17 protein-coding genes are annotated in these 15,270 nt (G+C 59.2%); 11 read left to right on the plus strand and 6 right to left on the minus strand.

Features of this window, described 5'->3' with window-relative positions; genetic code table 11:
• Positions 1–87: 87 nt before the first annotated feature.
• The gene (gene mscL / locus ATY80_RS05045) at positions 88–528 is read left to right on the plus strand and encodes a large conductance mechanosensitive channel protein MscL (RefSeq protein WP_088691318.1); all 441 of its coding nucleotides are present in this window, start codon (positions 88–90) and stop codon (positions 526–528) included.
• Between the two features lie 121 nt (positions 529–649).
• A complete protein-coding gene (locus tag ATY80_RS05050) occupies positions 650–1,816 on the plus strand; it encodes a pyridoxal phosphate-dependent aminotransferase (RefSeq protein WP_088691319.1) in 1,167 nt (388 codons plus the stop codon).
• A gap of 101 nt (positions 1,817–1,917) precedes the next feature.
• Here the strand turns inward: ATY80_RS05050 and ATY80_RS05055 are convergent, their stop codons facing one another.
• A complete protein-coding gene (locus ATY80_RS05055) occupies positions 1,918–2,853 on the minus strand; it encodes a LysR substrate-binding domain-containing protein (protein WP_088691320.1) in 936 nt (311 codons plus the stop codon).
• Between the two features lie 83 nt (positions 2,854–2,936).
• Here ATY80_RS05055 and ATY80_RS29205 point away from each other — a divergent pair, with 83 nt between their 5' ends.
• The 3 genes from ATY80_RS29205 (at position 2,937) to ATY80_RS05070 (ending at position 5,355) form a co-directional block, all read left to right on the plus strand.
• A complete protein-coding gene (locus ATY80_RS29205; protein WP_210190810.1) occupies positions 2,937–3,185 on the plus strand; it encodes a hypothetical protein in 249 nt (82 codons plus the stop codon).
• A 466-nt stretch (positions 3,186–3,651) separates the two neighbouring features.
• On the plus strand, positions 3,652–3,840 hold the full coding sequence (locus tag ATY80_RS05065; protein ID WP_245306755.1) for a hypothetical protein: 189 nt from the start codon (positions 3,652–3,654) through the stop codon (positions 3,838–3,840).
• 306 nt (positions 3,841–4,146) lie between these two features.
• Positions 4,147–5,355 carry a TCR/Tet family MFS transporter gene (locus ATY80_RS05070; RefSeq protein ID WP_088691322.1) on the plus strand — a complete coding sequence of 403 codons (1,209 nt, stop codon included), beginning with the start codon at positions 4,147–4,149 and terminating at the stop codon, positions 5,353–5,355.
• A gap of 82 nt (positions 5,356–5,437) precedes the next feature.
• Here the strand turns inward: ATY80_RS05070 and ATY80_RS05075 are convergent, their stop codons facing one another.
• Together ATY80_RS05075 and cax are read right to left on the minus strand one after the other, a co-directional pair.
• Entirely contained in the window at positions 5,438–5,752 is a 315-nt protein-coding gene (locus ATY80_RS05075) for a potassium channel family protein (protein WP_088691502.1), read from the minus strand.
• Positions 5,753–5,917: 165 nt separating this feature from the next.
• Complete coding sequence (gene cax, locus ATY80_RS05080) at positions 5,918–7,063, minus strand: calcium/proton exchanger (RefSeq protein ID WP_088691323.1); 1,146 nt, start codon at positions 7,061–7,063, stop codon at positions 5,918–5,920.
• A gap of 233 nt (positions 7,064–7,296) precedes the next feature.
• On the opposite strand from cax, the gene ATY80_RS05085 reads away from it, so the two are divergent.
• The 3 genes from ATY80_RS05085 to ATY80_RS05095 all read left to right on the plus strand — a co-directional run bounded on the left by ATY80_RS05085 (position 7,297) and on the right by ATY80_RS05095 (position 10,113).
• Positions 7,297–7,656 carry an NIPSNAP family protein gene (locus ATY80_RS05085; protein ID WP_088691324.1) on the plus strand — a complete coding sequence of 120 codons (360 nt, stop codon included), beginning with the start codon at positions 7,297–7,299 and terminating at the stop codon, positions 7,654–7,656.
• A 211-nt stretch (positions 7,657–7,867) separates the two neighbouring features.
• Complete coding sequence (galE, locus tag ATY80_RS05090; RefSeq protein ID WP_088691503.1) at positions 7,868–8,902, plus strand: UDP-glucose 4-epimerase GalE; 1,035 nt, start codon at positions 7,868–7,870, stop codon at positions 8,900–8,902.
• A 146-nt stretch (positions 8,903–9,048) separates the two neighbouring features.
• Positions 9,049–10,113 carry an enoyl-CoA hydratase/isomerase family protein gene (locus tag ATY80_RS05095; RefSeq protein ID WP_088691325.1) on the plus strand — a complete coding sequence of 355 codons (1,065 nt, stop codon included), beginning with the start codon at positions 9,049–9,051 and terminating at the stop codon, positions 10,111–10,113.
• A gap of 3 nt (positions 10,114–10,116) precedes the next feature.
• Here ATY80_RS05095 and ATY80_RS05100 read toward each other — a convergent pair whose 3' ends face one another.
• Positions 10,117–12,177: an ATP-dependent helicase gene (locus ATY80_RS05100; protein ID WP_088691326.1), complete on the minus strand. Its 2,061-nt coding sequence runs from the start codon at positions 12,175–12,177 to the stop codon at positions 10,117–10,119.
• An 81-nt stretch (positions 12,178–12,258) separates the two neighbouring features.
• Entirely contained in the window at positions 12,259–12,537 is a 279-nt protein-coding gene (locus tag ATY80_RS05105; protein WP_088691327.1) for a hypothetical protein, read from the minus strand.
• 168 nt (positions 12,538–12,705) lie between these two features.
• On the opposite strand from ATY80_RS05105, the gene ATY80_RS05110 reads away from it, so the two are divergent.
• From ATY80_RS05110 to ATY80_RS05120, 3 genes are all read left to right on the plus strand, one after another.
• Positions 12,706–12,969, plus strand: coding sequence for a BON domain-containing protein (locus tag ATY80_RS05110; protein ID WP_088691328.1), 264 nt, complete (start codon positions 12,706–12,708; stop codon positions 12,967–12,969).
• 222 nt (positions 12,970–13,191) lie between these two features.
• Positions 13,192–13,449: a hypothetical protein gene (locus tag ATY80_RS05115; RefSeq protein WP_088691329.1), complete on the plus strand. Its 258-nt coding sequence runs from the start codon at positions 13,192–13,194 to the stop codon at positions 13,447–13,449.
• A 145-nt stretch (positions 13,450–13,594) separates the two neighbouring features.
• Positions 13,595–14,743: an acyltransferase gene (locus ATY80_RS05120; RefSeq protein WP_088691330.1), complete on the plus strand. Its 1,149-nt coding sequence runs from the start codon at positions 13,595–13,597 to the stop codon at positions 14,741–14,743.
• Between the two features lie 222 nt (positions 14,744–14,965).
• Here the strand turns inward: ATY80_RS05120 and ATY80_RS05125 are convergent, their stop codons facing one another.
• Positions 14,966–15,208 carry a DUF982 domain-containing protein gene (locus ATY80_RS05125; protein WP_088691331.1) on the minus strand — a complete coding sequence of 81 codons (243 nt, stop codon included), beginning with the start codon at positions 15,206–15,208 and terminating at the stop codon, positions 14,966–14,968.
• Between the last annotated feature and the right edge of the window lie 62 nt (positions 15,209–15,270).

A 15,270-nucleotide genomic window follows, 5' to 3' on the forward strand; every position in this document is an offset into this window, starting at 1 on the left:
TATCGCCAATTGATTAATTGCATCGAAGATGTAGCTAATGAAAACAATGACCTGTCAATGAGACTGCATCAGAGGGAGACGGATCGGATGCTCAGTGAGTTCAAAGCATTTATCGCCCGCGGCAACGTCATGGACCTTGCTGTCGGTGTCATCATCGGCGGTGCCTTTGGCGGTATCGTGAAGTCGCTGGTCGACGATGTGATCATGCCGATCGTCGGCGCCGTCTTTGGCGGCTTCGACTTTTCGAACTACTTCATCGGCCTGTCCTCCAATGTCAACGCGCAGACCCTGGCCGCCGCTCGCCAGCAGGGAGCGGTGCTCGCTTATGGCAGCTTCATCACGGTTCTCATCAACTTCCTCATCCTTGCCTGGATCATCTTCCTGATGGTCAAGGGCGTGAATACGCTGCAGAAGCAGGTCGACAAGCAGCTGAAGATCAAGCAGGCGAAGGAGGAGGCCGCTGCGCCGCCGGCCGATGTCGCGTTGCTGACGGAAATCCGCGACCTGCTGGCCAAGCGCCCGGCATGAGTTGAGGATCGATCCTACCGTTTCGGCGGGATCAATCATCACAAAAATCGATGCGGCTTCACCGATTGTCATGAGATTTCCGAACGTCTTTGCTTTATGTAGGCGCAAACCGGAGTGATGCATGTCGATTGTCAGCAGCCTTAGCCCGCGCGCCGTTATGGCACCTGAAAGCGGGATCGTCGAAGTCGTCAACTATGCCCGTGGCCGCGATGGCCTTCTGCCGCTTTGGGTCGGCGAGGGCGATCTGCCGACGCCGGAGTTCATCAACAAGGCGGCAATTGACGCGCTTGCGGGCGGCGAGACCTTCTATACCTACCAGCGCGGCATTCCCGAACTGCGTCAGGCGCTCTCGGACTACTACGCCAGGCATTTCGACGTGACCCTGCCGGTCGAGCATTTTTACGTCACCGGTTCCGGCATGCAGGCGATCCAGATCTCCGTGCAGGCATTGACTTCGCCAGGTGACGAGCTCGTCTATCTGACGCCCGCCTGGCCGAACATAGCGGCCGCCCTGGAAATTGCCGGCGCCCGTTCGGTCGGCGTGCAGCTGACGTTCGAGGGCGGCAGGTGGTCAGTCGATCTCGATCGTATCGCGGCGGCGATCACGCCGAGGACGAAGGGGCTGTTCATCAACACGCCGTCCAACCCGACCGGCTGGACAGCAACCAGGGACGATCTGGCAGATATCCTCGCGCTCGCGCGCAAGCATGACCTCTGGATCATGGCTGACGAGATCTACGCGCGCTATTACTTTGCCGGCGGTCGCGCGCCGTCTTTCCTCGACATTATGGAGCCGGACAACAAGGTCATGTTCGTCAACTCCTTCTCGAAGAACTGGTCGATGACCGGCTGGCGCGTCGGCTGGATCGTTGCCCCACCGCAGACCGGCCAGGTGCTCGAGAACCTCATCCAGTATTCGACCTCGGGCGTGGCGCAGTTCATGCAACGGGGGGCGGTCGCCGCCTTGAACGACGGCGACGCGTTCGTGCAGTCCAACATTGAAAAGGCCAGGCGTTCCCGCGACATCCTTTGCGACGCGCTGATTGCGACGAACCGCGTCGAAACGCTGAAGCCGGATGGCGCGCTCTACGCCTTTCTGAAGATCGATGGGGTGACCGACAGCCGCAAGGCAGCGATCGACATTGTCGACAAGACAGGTGTCGGGCTAGCGCCGGGTGCGGCCTTCGGCCCGGGCGGCGAGCTCTTCCTGCGCGCCTGCTTCCTGCGCGATCCGGCCCAGATCCGGATGGCGGCGGACAGGTTGTGCGATTACATCCTGAAGCTTTAGTGCGGTCCGGTGCCCGGCTCCATTGGGAGTTTGCGCGATTGTGCGCCAAAGCCACCACGCGAACTCAGAGGATCCGATAGAGGCGTCTGTCCCAACAGCGGTCATCGCATCAACCCTAATCGCATCTGTTTCGCCAAATTCTGCAGTTGATCTCGCATCCATCGATGCGCCGACGTTCCAGCATGCCTCGAATGGAAGAAAACGCGCAGGGTGTAAGGCGCAACTTCGAATGGTGCCGGAAATATTCTCAGAGATGCCGCCTCCGCCATCTGCATCGCCGCAAGCTTGGGCAGCGTTATCAGATGATCGGTTCTCCCGACGATGAACGGTGCCGCCAAGAGGCTTGGAAGCTCGACGACAACCTCCCGACGGTATCCTTGGCGGAGTAGCGCCGCGTTCACGACGCTGGACGATTCGCTCCACGGTGTGACGACGACATGCTTTTCTCGTAGATAATCCTCTAAGGACAGCGTCTCCTCGATCCTGCTATGAGCCTGCCGCGCCGCCACGACATAGTCGTCCTCGAAACAGTCGAAGGCTTCGACGCCTTCGGCTCGCAATGCATCCTCTGAAAATCCGAGTGAGAAATCGACGCGGCCTGCGGATAGATCGTCAAAGGCCTGGGCTCGCGTCGAATAGACGACCTTGGTTCGCAGATCCGGCGCAGCCTTGTCCAATAATGCGATCAGGCGCGGAAGGACAGCAAAGGCGGTAAAATCTGTGGCAGCAAAAATGAAGGTTTGAGCACTCGTCGCCGGGTCGAACATCTGTGCTCCAGCCAGTCCATCGGAGAGGATCCGCAGGGCTTCCCGAACGCTCTCAGCCAGTTCAACCGCATAGGTCGTCGGCTGCATAGCATTTCCAAATCGGACAAAGAGTTCGTCCGACAACGCGGTGCGCAATCGTCCAAGCGCGTGGCTGAATGCCGATGGGCTCATGCCAATCTCGTCGGCAGCAGCGAGGACGCTCCGATTCCGGATCAGGGCGTCGAAGGCGATGAGAAGATTGAGATCTAGTCGACGCAGGGCAGAATGCATGTATTACATTATGGCATGCAAACAATGCAGCGCAAGCATGGATGCGCTGTGATTTAGGCTCGGGACACCACAAGGATTAGCCAGTGACCACTTTATGTTTCCGCCAACCAGCACCTGATGACGCCCTCCGATGCTTTCAAATCGAAACCTCGGCTTACGAAGGCGACGAAGCCGCGCCATTAGAAAGGATCGTCAAACGAATTGCGGAGTACCCTCGGGGGTTTCTTATCCTGGAAGCCGACGAAGAAATCGTTGGTTTCATCAACAGCGGCTGCGCGTTCCACGTCGTGATGTCCGACGAAGAGTTTAAGGAACTGGTTGGTCGGTCATGATCCTGAAGCTCCGAACGTTGTTATCATGTCCGTCGTCGTTGATCCGTCCGCGCAGGGAAAGGGCTATTCGAAGCTCCTCATGCAGCGCTTCATCGAACAGATGAGGGAGGTGGGGAAGGAGACGATACCTCATGTGCAAGGACAAGCATGTGTCGCTTTACGCGAAAATGGGCTACCGCTACATCAAGCCCTCCGCGTCAGATCATGGCTGCATGGCCTGGCACGAGATGGTCATGGAGTTGTGAGAGCAGGTCCGCTTCGGGCCCGATTGCAGATGAATGTATCGCCGGGAAGCATCAGCTGCGCGTACGGAGCACGCCTAGAATGACCGCGAGGACGGCGTCCTGCGCTGAATACCTCGTCGTCTCGTCGAGGCGTTCCGAACGACGGTGACGTCGTTCTGCTATACAGCTTGGGCATGTTTGGTGTAGCAATTCCCTTAGGGGTTTAGTGAGGGGGCGTCTTGGTGAGGAAGATAATTTCCCTCGTTTTGGGCACGGTTCTGGTGGTCGCCGGGATCTACGGTCTTCTGTACCTGCTGTTCTTCACCGTCTATCCCGTTAGAATCCTGTATTATCTCGTTCCCGGCGGACTACTTGTCATTGGGCTTGTGATCCTGTGGGAAGACCTTACGGAATTCCTTCGACGGCGCTGAGGGCGTCAGCGACCCGCCACCGGTTCGTTCGTCATTGGCAAAAAGTGACTTGTCGTCTGCGATCGTCGGGTGTAATTGGCGATTATCGCGCAAAGCGGCCGCTTCCCTTGATCCGTCAACAGCGGAGTAAACAGGTGGACGAATAGTCGTCCAGGTGGCCGAGTACACGCCAGCCATGCGCTTTTGAAGCATGGTTCGGCCAGCGTTTTCCAAAAAGCAATGCCTGACGTCGCGTCAGGCCCAACCACCGCAAGCCTCAGGCGCCTCGCGGCGACGCTGCACGCTTGCGTCGATCGGAACACGCCCATGAACAGACCACTCATTATCATCTTTACCGCCATTGTCCTCGATGCCGTCGGCATCGGCCTCATCTTTCCGATTCTGCCTTCGTTGCTGCAGGAGGTCACTCATTCCAGGGGCGTGGCGCCCTACATAGGCACAATGACCGCTCTCTACGCGGTCATGCAGTTCATTTTTGCGCCGGTGCTTGGCGCCCTTAGCGATAGGCTCGGCCGTCGACCGGTGCTGCTGATTTCCCTTGCTGGCGCAGCCATCAACTACTCGTTCCTGGCGTTTGCATCCAATCTCTGGATGCTGCTGCTCGGCCGCGCGATCGCGGGCCTGACAAGCGCCAACATGTCCGTGGCTACCGCCTACATCACCGACATTTCTCCTGAACACATGCGCGCCCGTCGCTTCGGCTTGTTCAACGCCATGTTCGGCATCGGCTTCATCATCGGTCCTATCCTCGGCGGTGCCCTTGGCGACCATTGGCTGCGGCTGCCGTTCATCGCGGCGGCGGTGCTGAACGCCTGCAATCTCCTGCTGGCGTTCTTGGTGCTACCGGAGTCACACATGCCGACCCGCGAGAAGATCGACTTGAGCGCACTCAATCCCCTTCGACCACTGCGCTGGGTGTTTTCGGTGAGGAGCGTGTTGCCCATCATCTTCATCTTTTTCGTCTTCAGCGCCACCGGGGAGGCCTACGGCACATGCTGGGCCCTCTGGGGTAGCGACACATTCCAATGGAACGGGCTTTGGATTGGCCTTTCACTCGGCACCTTCGGCGTCTGCCAGACGCTCGCCCAGGCGTTCCTCCCGGGGCCAATCGTGAAGCTGGTCGGTGAACGCGCCGCCGTTCTGACGGGCGTTGCCGGCGTCTGCATTGCACTGATCGTCATGGCTTTCGCGACCCAAAGCTGGATGATCTTCGCGATCATGCCGGTTTTCGCTCTCGGCGGCATTGGCGTGCCGGCTTTGCAATCGCTGGCGACCCGGCAGGTCGACGAGAGCCAGCAAGGCCAGTTCCAGGGCGTGCTGGCATCCGCCGTGAGTCTGGCGTCGATCGTTGGGCCGCTGGCTTTCTCGAGCTTCTACTTCGTCGTCAGAGAGCAATGGCCCGGTGCCATCTGGCTATCGGTCGTCGTCGTTTACGCGATCAGTGTGCCGATGGTTCTCGGCTTGCGCCTCAAGACACCGGCGGCAGCCTCGGCAATCGAGAGCGTCGGCGTCTGAAGACGGCGCGTCGATAAGATTTACCAGTGCCGAAGTCTCAGAGTTTGCGGAAGCCGACACCACAAAACTGCCGGAGGAGGCTTCATTCCGTCCGGCTTTCGCGGTCCGCCGCGTCGAGCGCTTTCACGCTGACGGCCGCGACCAGGCCAGTCAGGACGATGCCGGAAAAGCCGATCACCAACGCCAGTATCCGCGCCAAGGTATGCTTCGGCGCAAGATCACCGTAGCCGATCGTCAGTCCCGTGACGAAAGTGAAATACACCGTTTCACCGAATCGCCAGTCTTCGATCTGGCCGATGACCGCGCCGAAGCCAATCATGATGACAAGAATCCCGGAGATGACTGGCCATAATATGCGAACCTGCTGGAACAGCGCGGCAAAGAACAGTCGTCTCATTCGCTTCGATTGAACCCTGGAGCTTTCCGCCATGCCTTCTCCCTCTCAGTTCGTATGGTGCGTCGCCATGCCTCCCTTGCAGTGCTGTCGAACCGCATGCCCGAGGTCCGAGGCGCGGATGACCACGCACCTGGCGTCTTATGCCAGTTGCTCAGTGCGCATACATCAAGACGGATTTGCAGGAGGCAAGACAAACAACGTGAATGCAAAAATGGCATAGAGCGCAAGGGCCATGACCCCGGCATACCATGCTCCACGCCCGCCATTGGACAAGAGGGTTGCTGCTATCGTGGCAACGATCATCATCGTGACCGCGCCCCGCCAAAACTGAAGGGTCATCGGTTCTGGGCCGACGAAATAGCTGACGAGCACCAGGACCGGCGCGACAAAGAGGGCAATCTGGGCTGCACTGCCCAGTGCGATCCCGACGCTGAGATCGAGGCGATTTGCACGGGCGGCCGAAAAGGCGGTGGTCATCTCCGCGGCTGCGCCCACCAAGGCTACGACGATGAAACCGACGAAGGCGGGTGTCATTCCAAGGTGCTCTGCCGCGACTTGTACCGAACTGACGAAGATCTCGCTCACCATCGCGACCAATAGCGTAACGACGATCAACAGGATGACGCTGAGCCCGAGCGGCCAAGGTTTTTCGTCTTCATCCGCGTGGCCGACGCTGGCGAAAAGCTCCCGGTGTGTCCTCAATGAAAACAGCATACCGAGCGCATAGACCACGATGAGAAGAACCGCCAAGCCCAGGCTGAGGTCTTGAGAGACATGCAGGGCAGGAGGCTGGTCCACTTCACTAATCAACGATGGAACCAGAATGGCGATTGTTGCAAGGAATAGAAGACAGGCCTGAAAGCGTGCGTTGATGCGATTGAATTCCTGGACGTGATGCTTGAGACCTCCAAGGAAAAATGCACCTCCGAGCATGAATAGGGTATTGGTCACAATCGCGCCTGCCAGGGACGCCTTGACCAATAGGTATTGCCCGGCCTGAAGAGCCGCAAGCGAGATCACAAGTTCGGTCAGATTCCCGAGGGTGGCGTTTAGCAGGCCGCCGACAGCGTCTCCGGTCCTGGCGGCAATGGCTTCGGTTGCGCGGCTGAGGAGCGCGGCCAAAGGCACAATCGCCACCACTGAAACGAGGAACAGCAGCGTATGCGCATCGGGCACGATCCGTTCCAGGAGAATAACAACGGGCACGAAAACAATAAGCGCGAGAGCAGGAGATCGACGGACTTCGTCCGCAATGACCCTACCCCCGCCGCGCGATGACGCGGACGAAGGCCTTTCCTCAGAATTACCCATGCCCTTTTCTCCGGGGATCGGAGCGACCCGCGGAGAAGCGTAGCACCATTTAGGATTGATGTCGCGGCACTCTTCGCGTCTCGCCGAGGTGAGTTGCGGAAGCAAAACTGAAAGCACAATCCATCGTCATTGACCGACTGATCGTCGACTTTGGGCCCCAGCGGCCGTCATTCGATGATTGGCCTTCTTCGAAAGGCCATGTAAACGGTCCACTGTTGTCCTGAGGAGCTCCAATGTCCAACACCCCCGTCATTTGCGAGGTTCGCTATTACATCGACCCGGATGCGATTAGTGAGTTCAAAAGCTACGCGCGGACTTGGATGAAGCTGATTGAACGTTACGGCGGGACGCACGACGGATACTTCATTTCTCGTCAGGGCCCGGCTGGGGCAGTCTTGAGCTTCCCAGGAACAGGGAAGGATGAACTTCGTGCGCTTGCTGTTGCGCGATTCACTTTCCTGGATGACGCCGCCTATTTTCTGTATCGCGAAGAGGTTGCCAGAGACGCTGAAGCGATAGAGGCGAATTCAAGATATGGGAAAACCCCGCCATTCAAGAGCTATGAACGCGTGTTTCTGGAACGCCTTGTATGAACGGTGCGGAGATGTCTGTTTTGGGCCATGGGCGGTCACTTTCTTGTTCAAACGGCGGATCGATAAAATTGTAGCAGAGCGCGAAATCGGCCTCTAACCACGCCATCAAACTTACCCGGGCTGAAACCCTGGAAGCCGGATTCGATAGGAGATTCTGTAAGGAAAAGCCGCGCCAGATGCACCCCGCGTAAATGAGGCGGAGATGCAGGACATGGCAATTTTGGTCACGGGCGGGGCGGGCTATATCGGCAGCCACATGGTCTGGACATTGCTGGATGCGGGGGAGGACGTCGTTGTCCTCGACAATCTATCGACTGGCTTTCGCTGGGCGGTCGCTCCGGGTGCGCGTTTCTATCTCGGCGATGTCGCCGATGCCCAGGTTCTCAAGACGATCTTCATCGAGAACGACATCGAAGCGATCATCCACTTTGCCGGTTCGGCGATCGTGCCCGCATCCGTTGCAGATCCGCTTGCCTATTACGACAACAATTCCGGCAAGACGCGGGCGCTGTTGAGCGCTGCGATCAATGTCAACATTCGCCATTTCGTCTTTTCCTCCACGGCTGCCGTCTACGGGCCACAGAACACGTCCGAGCCGGTCAAGGAGACGGCGCCGCTCAATCCCGAGAACCCCTACGGCCAGTCGAAGCTGATGACGGAATTCATGCTGCGGGACGCGGCGGCGGCCTACGACTTCGACTATGTGGCGCTGCGCTACTTCAACGTCGCCGGCGCCGATCCGCTCGGACGCAGCGGTCAATCGACTTCAGGCGCGACGCACCTGATCAAGGTCGCCTGCGAGGCAGCGCTTGGTAAACGCAGCGGCGTTCATGTTTACGGCATCGATTACCCGACTCACGACGGTACCGGCGTGCGCGACTACATCCATGTGAGCGATCTCACCGTGGCTCATCTGAAGGCGCTTCAGCATTTACGCCGTGGAAGCGGCTCGCTCGTCGCCAATTGCGGCTACGGCACCGGCTATTCCGTGCTCGACGTGCTTAACATGGTCACCCGTCTGCGCGGACGCTCCTTCAAGGTTCATATGGCGCCGAGGCGTCCGGGCGACGCCGCAAGCGTTGTCGCAGACTCACGGCTTGCCCAACGCGTTCTGGATTGGAAGCCGACACACGATTCATTGGAGACGATCGTTCAAAGCGCGCTCGACTGGGAAGAGTTTCTGCTCAATCGCAACGCCGACGATCTACAGAGCCTCCACCGGGCGCTCGCCGCCGCGTCGTTCTGAGACCCAATGCAATCCTCGACCTCCGCCGGCGGCCATCGACTATGCCGCCGAGTGCGGTAAGGTGACGTCATGCGGCAATGCCGGTTCACTCCAAGCGAGGTTCCCGAATTGCGGCGAAGCGGTGTCATGGAAGCGAGGAGGTCAGCATGCGGGATGAGGTTCAGCAGAGTGAGGTGATTGTCGAACGGCGCGCCTCGGCCGGTCTCATCCGCCTCAATCGACCGCGTGCGCTGAACAGCCTGACACTCGACATGGTCCGCGCCTTTGCCGCAGCAATGGACGACTTCGCAGCGGACGCCAATGTCGCCACTGTGATCGTATCCGGGGAAGGGGAGCGCGGCTTCTGCGCCGGCGGCGACATTCGCGCACTGCACGAAAGCGGCCGCGCCGGCACCGATCTGGCCATGACTTTCTGGCGCGAAGAGTTTCGCCTGAATCACCGTATCGCGACCTATCCCAAGCCCTATGTCGCTCTGATGGACGGCATCACCATGGGTGGTGGCGTCGGTCTCTCATCGCACGGGCGCCACCGTGTCGTGACCGAACGAACCAAGCTTGCCATGCCGGAAACCGGGATCGGCTATTTCCCGGATGTCGGGGCGACGTGGCTGCTGCCGCGTGCGCCGGGCGAGGCCGGTACGTGGATGGGATTGACGGGACTGACGATCGACGCAGCAGATATCATCTATGCTGGATTGGCCGATCACCACATCGCTTCCTTCCGGCTGCCTGACATCGTCGACACGCTGGCGGAATTGCCGCGAAACGCAGCGCAGCGTGACGTCGAGGCGGTGCTGAAAAACCTTTCCAGCAATCCGGGGACGAGCTCGATCAGAAGCAACCGCGACCTGATCGAACGTTGCTTTCATTTCGGCACAGTCGAGGAAATCATCCATGCGCTGCAAAGGGAGCCCGGCGATTTTGCCGCTGAAACGCTGCGCATCATCGAGACGCGCTCCCCGACCAGTCTTAAGATTGCTCTTCGTCTGCTGCGCCAGGGCCGGCAAAGCAGAAACCTTGCCGAGTGCCTGAACCGCGAACTCGGCGCCTGCCAGCAAATATTGAAAAGCCCGGATTTCTACGAGGGCATCCGCGCCGCCATTATCGACAAGGATCGCAATCCACACTGGATGCCGGCGACACCGGAAGCGGTCGACCAGGCGGCCATTGATGCCTTCTTCCGGCCGGCTGAGCCACCGCTCGCGCTCTAATCTTCAGCGCCACATCCCGCGCATGCGCGCACCGACATCGACGCGCACCTGTCGCGCCTGATGCGAGGCGCTGCCACCGGCTCTGGCCTGCGGCCAGCCGACCACCTCGAAGAACTGCAGCAGCGTTGCCGGGATGAAGCGCGTACGCGAGGCGTAGACATGCCGGTCGCCCTGCGCGTTCTGGCCGTGCGTGAAGAAGCGCTGCGGCACGACGAGGTCGAGATTGTCCTTCGCGCGGGTCATCGCGACGTAGAGAAGTCGCCGTTCTTCCTCGATCTCGGCGCTGGTGCCGACCGCAAGGTCGGACGGGATGCAGCCGTCAACGACATTAAGCATGAACACTCTCGTCCATTCCTGTCCCTTGGCGGAATGGATCGTCGACAGGATCAGATAATCCTCGTCGAGCAGCGGTACGCCGGCTTGGTCGCTCGTCGCATCCGGTGGGTCGAGCGTCAGTTCCGTCAGGAAGCGCTCGCGGGAAGGATAGCCGTTGGCGATCTGCTCCAGTTGCAGCAGGTCAGCCTGGCGGGTCGAGGCGTCCTCGTGCAGGCGTTCGAGATGCGGCGAATACCACTCGCGAACGAGGCCGATCTCCGCCGGCCAGCCGGCCTTGCCTATCTTTACCTCCTGCAGCATCGAAACGAAGGCCGTCCAATCCTCTCCGGAGCGGGGAGGGGCCGGCAGTTCGGCAAGCACCTGCATCGGGCTCGAATCCGCCGCCATCTGGTCGATGACGCGCTGCGCCGTCGAGGGTCCGACGCCCGGGAGCAGTTGCATCAACCGGAAGCCGGCGACGCGGTCGCGCGGATTCTGGGCAAAGCGCAAAGCGGCCAGCATGTCCTTCACATGGGCGCTGTCGAGGAATTTCAGCCCGCCGAATTTCACGAACGGAATGTTGCGGCGGGTCAGCTCGACTTCCAGCGCGCCGCTGTGATGCGATGCGCGGAAAAGCACCGACTGCTGCTTGAGCTTCACGCCTTCCTCGCGGTTCTCCAGCACCTTATCGGCGACGTATCGCGCCTGGTCGGTCTCGTCGCGCACGGTGACAAGCTTTGGACGCTGGGCCGATTGGCGCTCCGTCCAGAGGTTCTTGGTGAAGCGCTCCGAGGCGAGATCGATGACGGCGTTCGCCGCCGCCAGGATCGGCTGCGTCGAGCGGTAGTTGCGATCGAGCGTGATGATGTTTGCGGAGGGGCTGAATGCCGCCGGAAAGTCGAGAATGTTGCGCACAGTGGCCGCACGAAAGGAATAGATCGACTGCGCATCGTCGCCAACGACAGTCAGGCCTTGTCCGCCGGGCTTCAATGCGAGCAGGATCGAGGCCTGCAACCGGTTCGTATCCTGGTATTCATCAACCAGCACATGGTCGAAACGGCTGCCGATATCGTCCGCGATGATCGGCTCGCTGACCATCTGCGCCCAGTAGAGCAGCAGATCGTCATAATCGAGAATGTTCTGGTTCTGCTTGGCTTCGACATAGGCGCCGAAGAGTTCCCGTAGCTGATTTTCCCAGGCCGAGCACCACGGGAACGCGTCGCGCAGAACGAGGCGGAGTTCGCTTTCCGAATTGACGACGCGCGAGTAGATCGCAAGGCAGGTACCTTTCGTCGGAAATCGGCTCTCCATCTTCGAGAAGCCGAGCTCGTGCCGGATGAGGTTCATCAGATCTGCGCTGTCTTCGCGATCATGGATTGTGAAGGCGGGGTCGATGCCGATCTGCTCCGCGTAGTCGCGCAGGAGCCGCGCCCCGATCCCGTGAAAGGTGCCGCTCCAGGCGAGGGCATCCGCCATGATGCCGGAATTGCCGCCGAGGACCTGGGCGCAGATGCGCTCGACACGCCGGGCCATCTCGGTGGCCGCGCGCCGCGAAAATGTCATCAGCAGGATCCGGCGTGGATCGGCGCCCTTGACGATGAGATGCGCAACACGGTGCGCGAGGGTGTTCGTCTTGCCCGAACCGGCGCCGGCGATGACCAGCAGTGGACCAGCAACATGGGTGCCCTCAGTGAGCGTGCCGTATTCGACGGCCGCGCGCTGCTGGGGATTGAGCTTTTCAAGATACATTCAGCCGTCCGGTTGCTTCGGCGGAGAATCGCACCGCGGAAATATTCGACGTTCCTTGAATGTTCTCGAAGGACGCCGCTGTCAAGAACCGTTTCGTGAGGGGTAATCGGGTACGATAACACGTCGGGTCAGCTTCAGGGTGCGATCCGGTTGGAGGATATAGGTTTCCTTAACCCTGCTGCCGGTCGAGTCGTAGAAGGAATTGTAGATGACACTGCCGGGTGGGGATTTCGTCAACTTTGTGCGCGGCTGCTCGCCATAGGTGATGCTGCCCGGGATCGGCTGTACCTCGGTCGAGCTGTCCGTGGCGCAGCCCGATAGCATCACGACCGACAGAATTGTCGGAAGCAGAATTTTCATCGTTGCAACCCCGCACTAAACCGTGGGTATATATGGTCCTCTAGGTCGAGAAGCCAAGTAGCTCCTGCTGGCCTATGTGAGGTTCGTCCAAGTATAGATAGATGCGGCGCAACTAAACCTCCCCTCCGGCGTTAGTCAGTGACTGGTTCTTGCCATTCGGAGGCGATCATGGTGCTTCGATTTCAGACGACGGAAGGTCACGGCGACGCCTGCGGGCACGGCCACGACGTCGCATCAACCCGCGCCTCGGTGGAAAGCGCCCTCAGCGCCGCCGATGACATCGATAGCAGCGAAATCGTCGTGTCGATCCTCGGACCTTACGTCGTTCTCGAGGGATTCGTCCGGCATAAAGGCCATATCGAGCGGGCGATTGCGGTCGCTGAAGACGTGGTGGGCAAGGGGCACGTCTGCGGCCGGATGCTACGACGTTAGCCGGGCTACTCACATATAATACTGTAAATTCATCAGTTTTGGCGCGCGCATACTGCACGTAGCTGCGCATATAGAAGCGTCCACCTACCGGCATGTAAAATCATACAATTTAGCTTAATCGAAAATACGAAGAGTTAACTGTGCGAAAGTAGTAGCGGCGCCACTGGAACTAAAAACGCTTTTCATTAGTTAATGCTTGTAATCAAAATACGGGAGAGGCGCATGCGAAGACTTCTTCGACTGGGAGTGCCGGCTTTTGCGCTGGCAATAGGGACCTTCATCACGCCAGCTTCGGCTTCGCTGGAGATCACGAGCGACTATTCCGCCCTGCCGCGGGATGAGATGGCGATGAACGAATATACCGGTTCGGTGTCATGCACCAGGCCGACGACGCATTATGTTCCATCCTTCATTCGGTCTTTTGACGGCACGATTATCGGCGTCGGCTACCTCGAAGTGCAGAGCGACGGTCACTGTTGATCGTCTCTGCTTCGCTTGTGAAATAGAGTAGCCAAGATCGCGCTCTCTTCGGTAGGGCTGATCAACTTTTCTGGTTGTGCGTTGTGCGTTGCAGCACATTGCGTTAGCTTCCCGCGAAGCTGAGCCTCAACCAGAAGGATACCCGATGATCATTGAGAGCAAGCTGATCGGATGCCTCGACGGCCTGCGTGGCCTGGCCGCCCTTTGGGTGCTCGTGGGCCATAGCCTGCAACTGACAGGCTGGCACCTTCCGATCCTTTCGTCGCCGGATTTGGGCGTTGACCTCTTCATTATGCTGTCCGGCTTCCTGATGGTTTTTCACTATCAGTTGCGCGAGACGGCTAATCCCTGGGAAAAGCCATCCACCTGGTTCGGCTTCTGGCTGAAGCGCTTCTTCCGCATCGCGCCGCTCTATTATGTGATGCTGTGCATCGCCCTGCTGTTAGGGCCGCAGCTCTATGAGAGCCGCATGGTCATTGACACCTTTCTCGCGCATGGCCCGCAATTGCCGGAGCGCTATCTGGATGGCAGCCTGCGCAATCTCTTCATTCATGCAAGCTTCGTCTTCGGGCTGCACCCTGCCTATGCGTTCCGCACGCCGCTGCCGGATTGGAGTCTTGGGCTGGAGATGCAGTTCTATGCAGTCTTCCCGCTTGCGATGCTGCTTTTGCGGAGAACCAGATGGCTGCCGGGCGCTGCCGTTGTTGCGCTTGCCGCCTTCCTCATCGCCAAGGCCATTCAGGCCGCGCATGTCGATTTTCCTATGGCGTCTTTCCTGCCGCTGAAGATGCACGTCTTCCTGTGCGGCATGCTGATCGCCAACGGCTTGTTCGTGTCGCAGCGGCAAACGATCATGAACGGCTTGCTTGCCGTCATTCTGGTGATGATTCCGATTGGCGGGGACATGACCTCGACGAAGGTCGCCATCCGCGTGCTTCTCGTGATCGGCTTCTTCGCGCTGGTGCACTATCACCTGTTGCCTGGCCTCATCGGACGGCTCGGCGACCGTGTCTCTTCCGTCATGGGAAATCGCTTCTGTCATTGGCTCGGCGAACTTTCGTTCGGCGTCTACCTGATCCATTTGCTGCTGCTGCAGCCGATCGCCGCGTTCATCATCAGGCATTTCGGGGCTGAGATTTCCGCGCCGGTACGGTTCGCGATCGTCGTGGCCGCCCTTCTGCCGCTAGCCTATGCGTTGGCTTACCTCGGTTTCACGCGTATCGAAGGGCCGGGCCAGAAGCTCGGGCGCAAAGTGTTGGACAGGATCGGGAGAAGGCGTCTAAAGCCGGCGTGAGGCGGCTAATTGCAATCGAGGCTCGTTTGCTTTCGCAGAGGGTGACGAGCCTCTGACCATCATCATGACGGCTGTCGATGTTCTATTGAGGGACGTGCCTGAATGGCAATCAGCTTTGTCGTGCTGATAACAGCAAGTGCCGCCAAGGGTTAACCAAAAATAAACTATCGCCCTATTCTGAGACAGGTTGTCAAATCTGCGCGGATCGGCGGATGAGGCTGATCAATGGACCTTCAGCTTCGCTTCCTCTGCAGCCGCGACGAACTCAGCGCGGGCCTCCTCAACCGTCTTGCGGCCGTCGAGAGCGGCTCTGCATGTGCTTCTTGCCTTCAGATAACGCAATCCGCGAGCACTCGGCCAAAGGTCTGCCAAGTATTTCAGCGCGTCCAGGGGACCGAGGATGGTGCGCGCGCCCGTATTTTCAAATCCCACGTGGATAGGATCATTCCATCTCTCTGCGGCCATCGGCGTGCTCCTCTATTGCTTAGGCCAAAAACGTGCGCATCAGCCCCCTTGTTCCTGCAGAA

The sequence above is a fragment of the Rhizobium sp. R711 genome, from assembly GCF_002211365.1.
In the GTDB taxonomy this organism is placed as follows: Bacteria; Pseudomonadota; Alphaproteobacteria; order Rhizobiales; family Rhizobiaceae; genus Rhizobium.

What these genes read in the sequence shown, in the direction of transcription:
- ATY80_RS05085 (WP_088691324.1), top strand. Translation starts at nt 7,297, where the DNA reads ATGTCCAACACCCCCGTCATTTGCGAGGTTCGCTATTACATCGACCCG.
- ATY80_RS05115 (WP_088691329.1), top strand. Translation starts at nt 13,192, where the DNA reads ATGCGAAGACTTCTTCGACTGGGAGTGCCGGCTTTTGCGCTGGCAATA.
- ATY80_RS05070 (WP_088691322.1), top strand. Translation starts at nt 4,147, where the DNA reads ATGAACAGACCACTCATTATCATCTTTACCGCCATTGTCCTCGATGCC.
- ATY80_RS05125 (WP_088691331.1), bottom strand. Translation starts at nt 15,208, where the DNA reads ATGGCCGCAGAGAGATGGAATGATCCTATCCACGTGGGATTTGAAAAT.
- mscL (WP_088691318.1), top strand. Translation starts at nt 88, where the DNA reads ATGCTCAGTGAGTTCAAAGCATTTATCGCCCGCGGCAACGTCATGGAC.
- ATY80_RS05075 (WP_088691502.1), bottom strand. Translation starts at nt 5,752, where the DNA reads ATGAGACGACTGTTCTTTGCCGCGCTGTTCCAGCAGGTTCGCATATTA.
- galE (WP_088691503.1), top strand. Translation starts at nt 7,868, where the DNA reads ATGGCAATTTTGGTCACGGGCGGGGCGGGCTATATCGGCAGCCACATG.
- ATY80_RS05050 (WP_088691319.1), top strand. Translation starts at nt 650, where the DNA reads ATGTCGATTGTCAGCAGCCTTAGCCCGCGCGCCGTTATGGCACCTGAA.
- ATY80_RS05100 (WP_088691326.1), bottom strand. Translation starts at nt 12,177, where the DNA reads ATGTATCTTGAAAAGCTCAATCCCCAGCAGCGCGCGGCCGTCGAATAC.
- ATY80_RS05095 (WP_088691325.1), top strand. Translation starts at nt 9,049, where the DNA reads ATGCGGGATGAGGTTCAGCAGAGTGAGGTGATTGTCGAACGGCGCGCC.
- ATY80_RS05055 (WP_088691320.1), bottom strand. Translation starts at nt 2,853, where the DNA reads ATGCATTCTGCCCTGCGTCGACTAGATCTCAATCTTCTCATCGCCTTC.
- ATY80_RS05120 (WP_088691330.1), top strand. Translation starts at nt 13,595, where the DNA reads ATGATCATTGAGAGCAAGCTGATCGGATGCCTCGACGGCCTGCGTGGC.
- ATY80_RS05105 (WP_088691327.1), bottom strand. Translation starts at nt 12,537, where the DNA reads ATGAAAATTCTGCTTCCGACAATTCTGTCGGTCGTGATGCTATCGGGC.
- ATY80_RS05110 (WP_088691328.1), top strand. Translation starts at nt 12,706, where the DNA reads ATGGTGCTTCGATTTCAGACGACGGAAGGTCACGGCGACGCCTGCGGG.
- cax (WP_088691323.1), bottom strand. Translation starts at nt 7,063, where the DNA reads ATGGGTAATTCTGAGGAAAGGCCTTCGTCCGCGTCATCGCGCGGCGGG.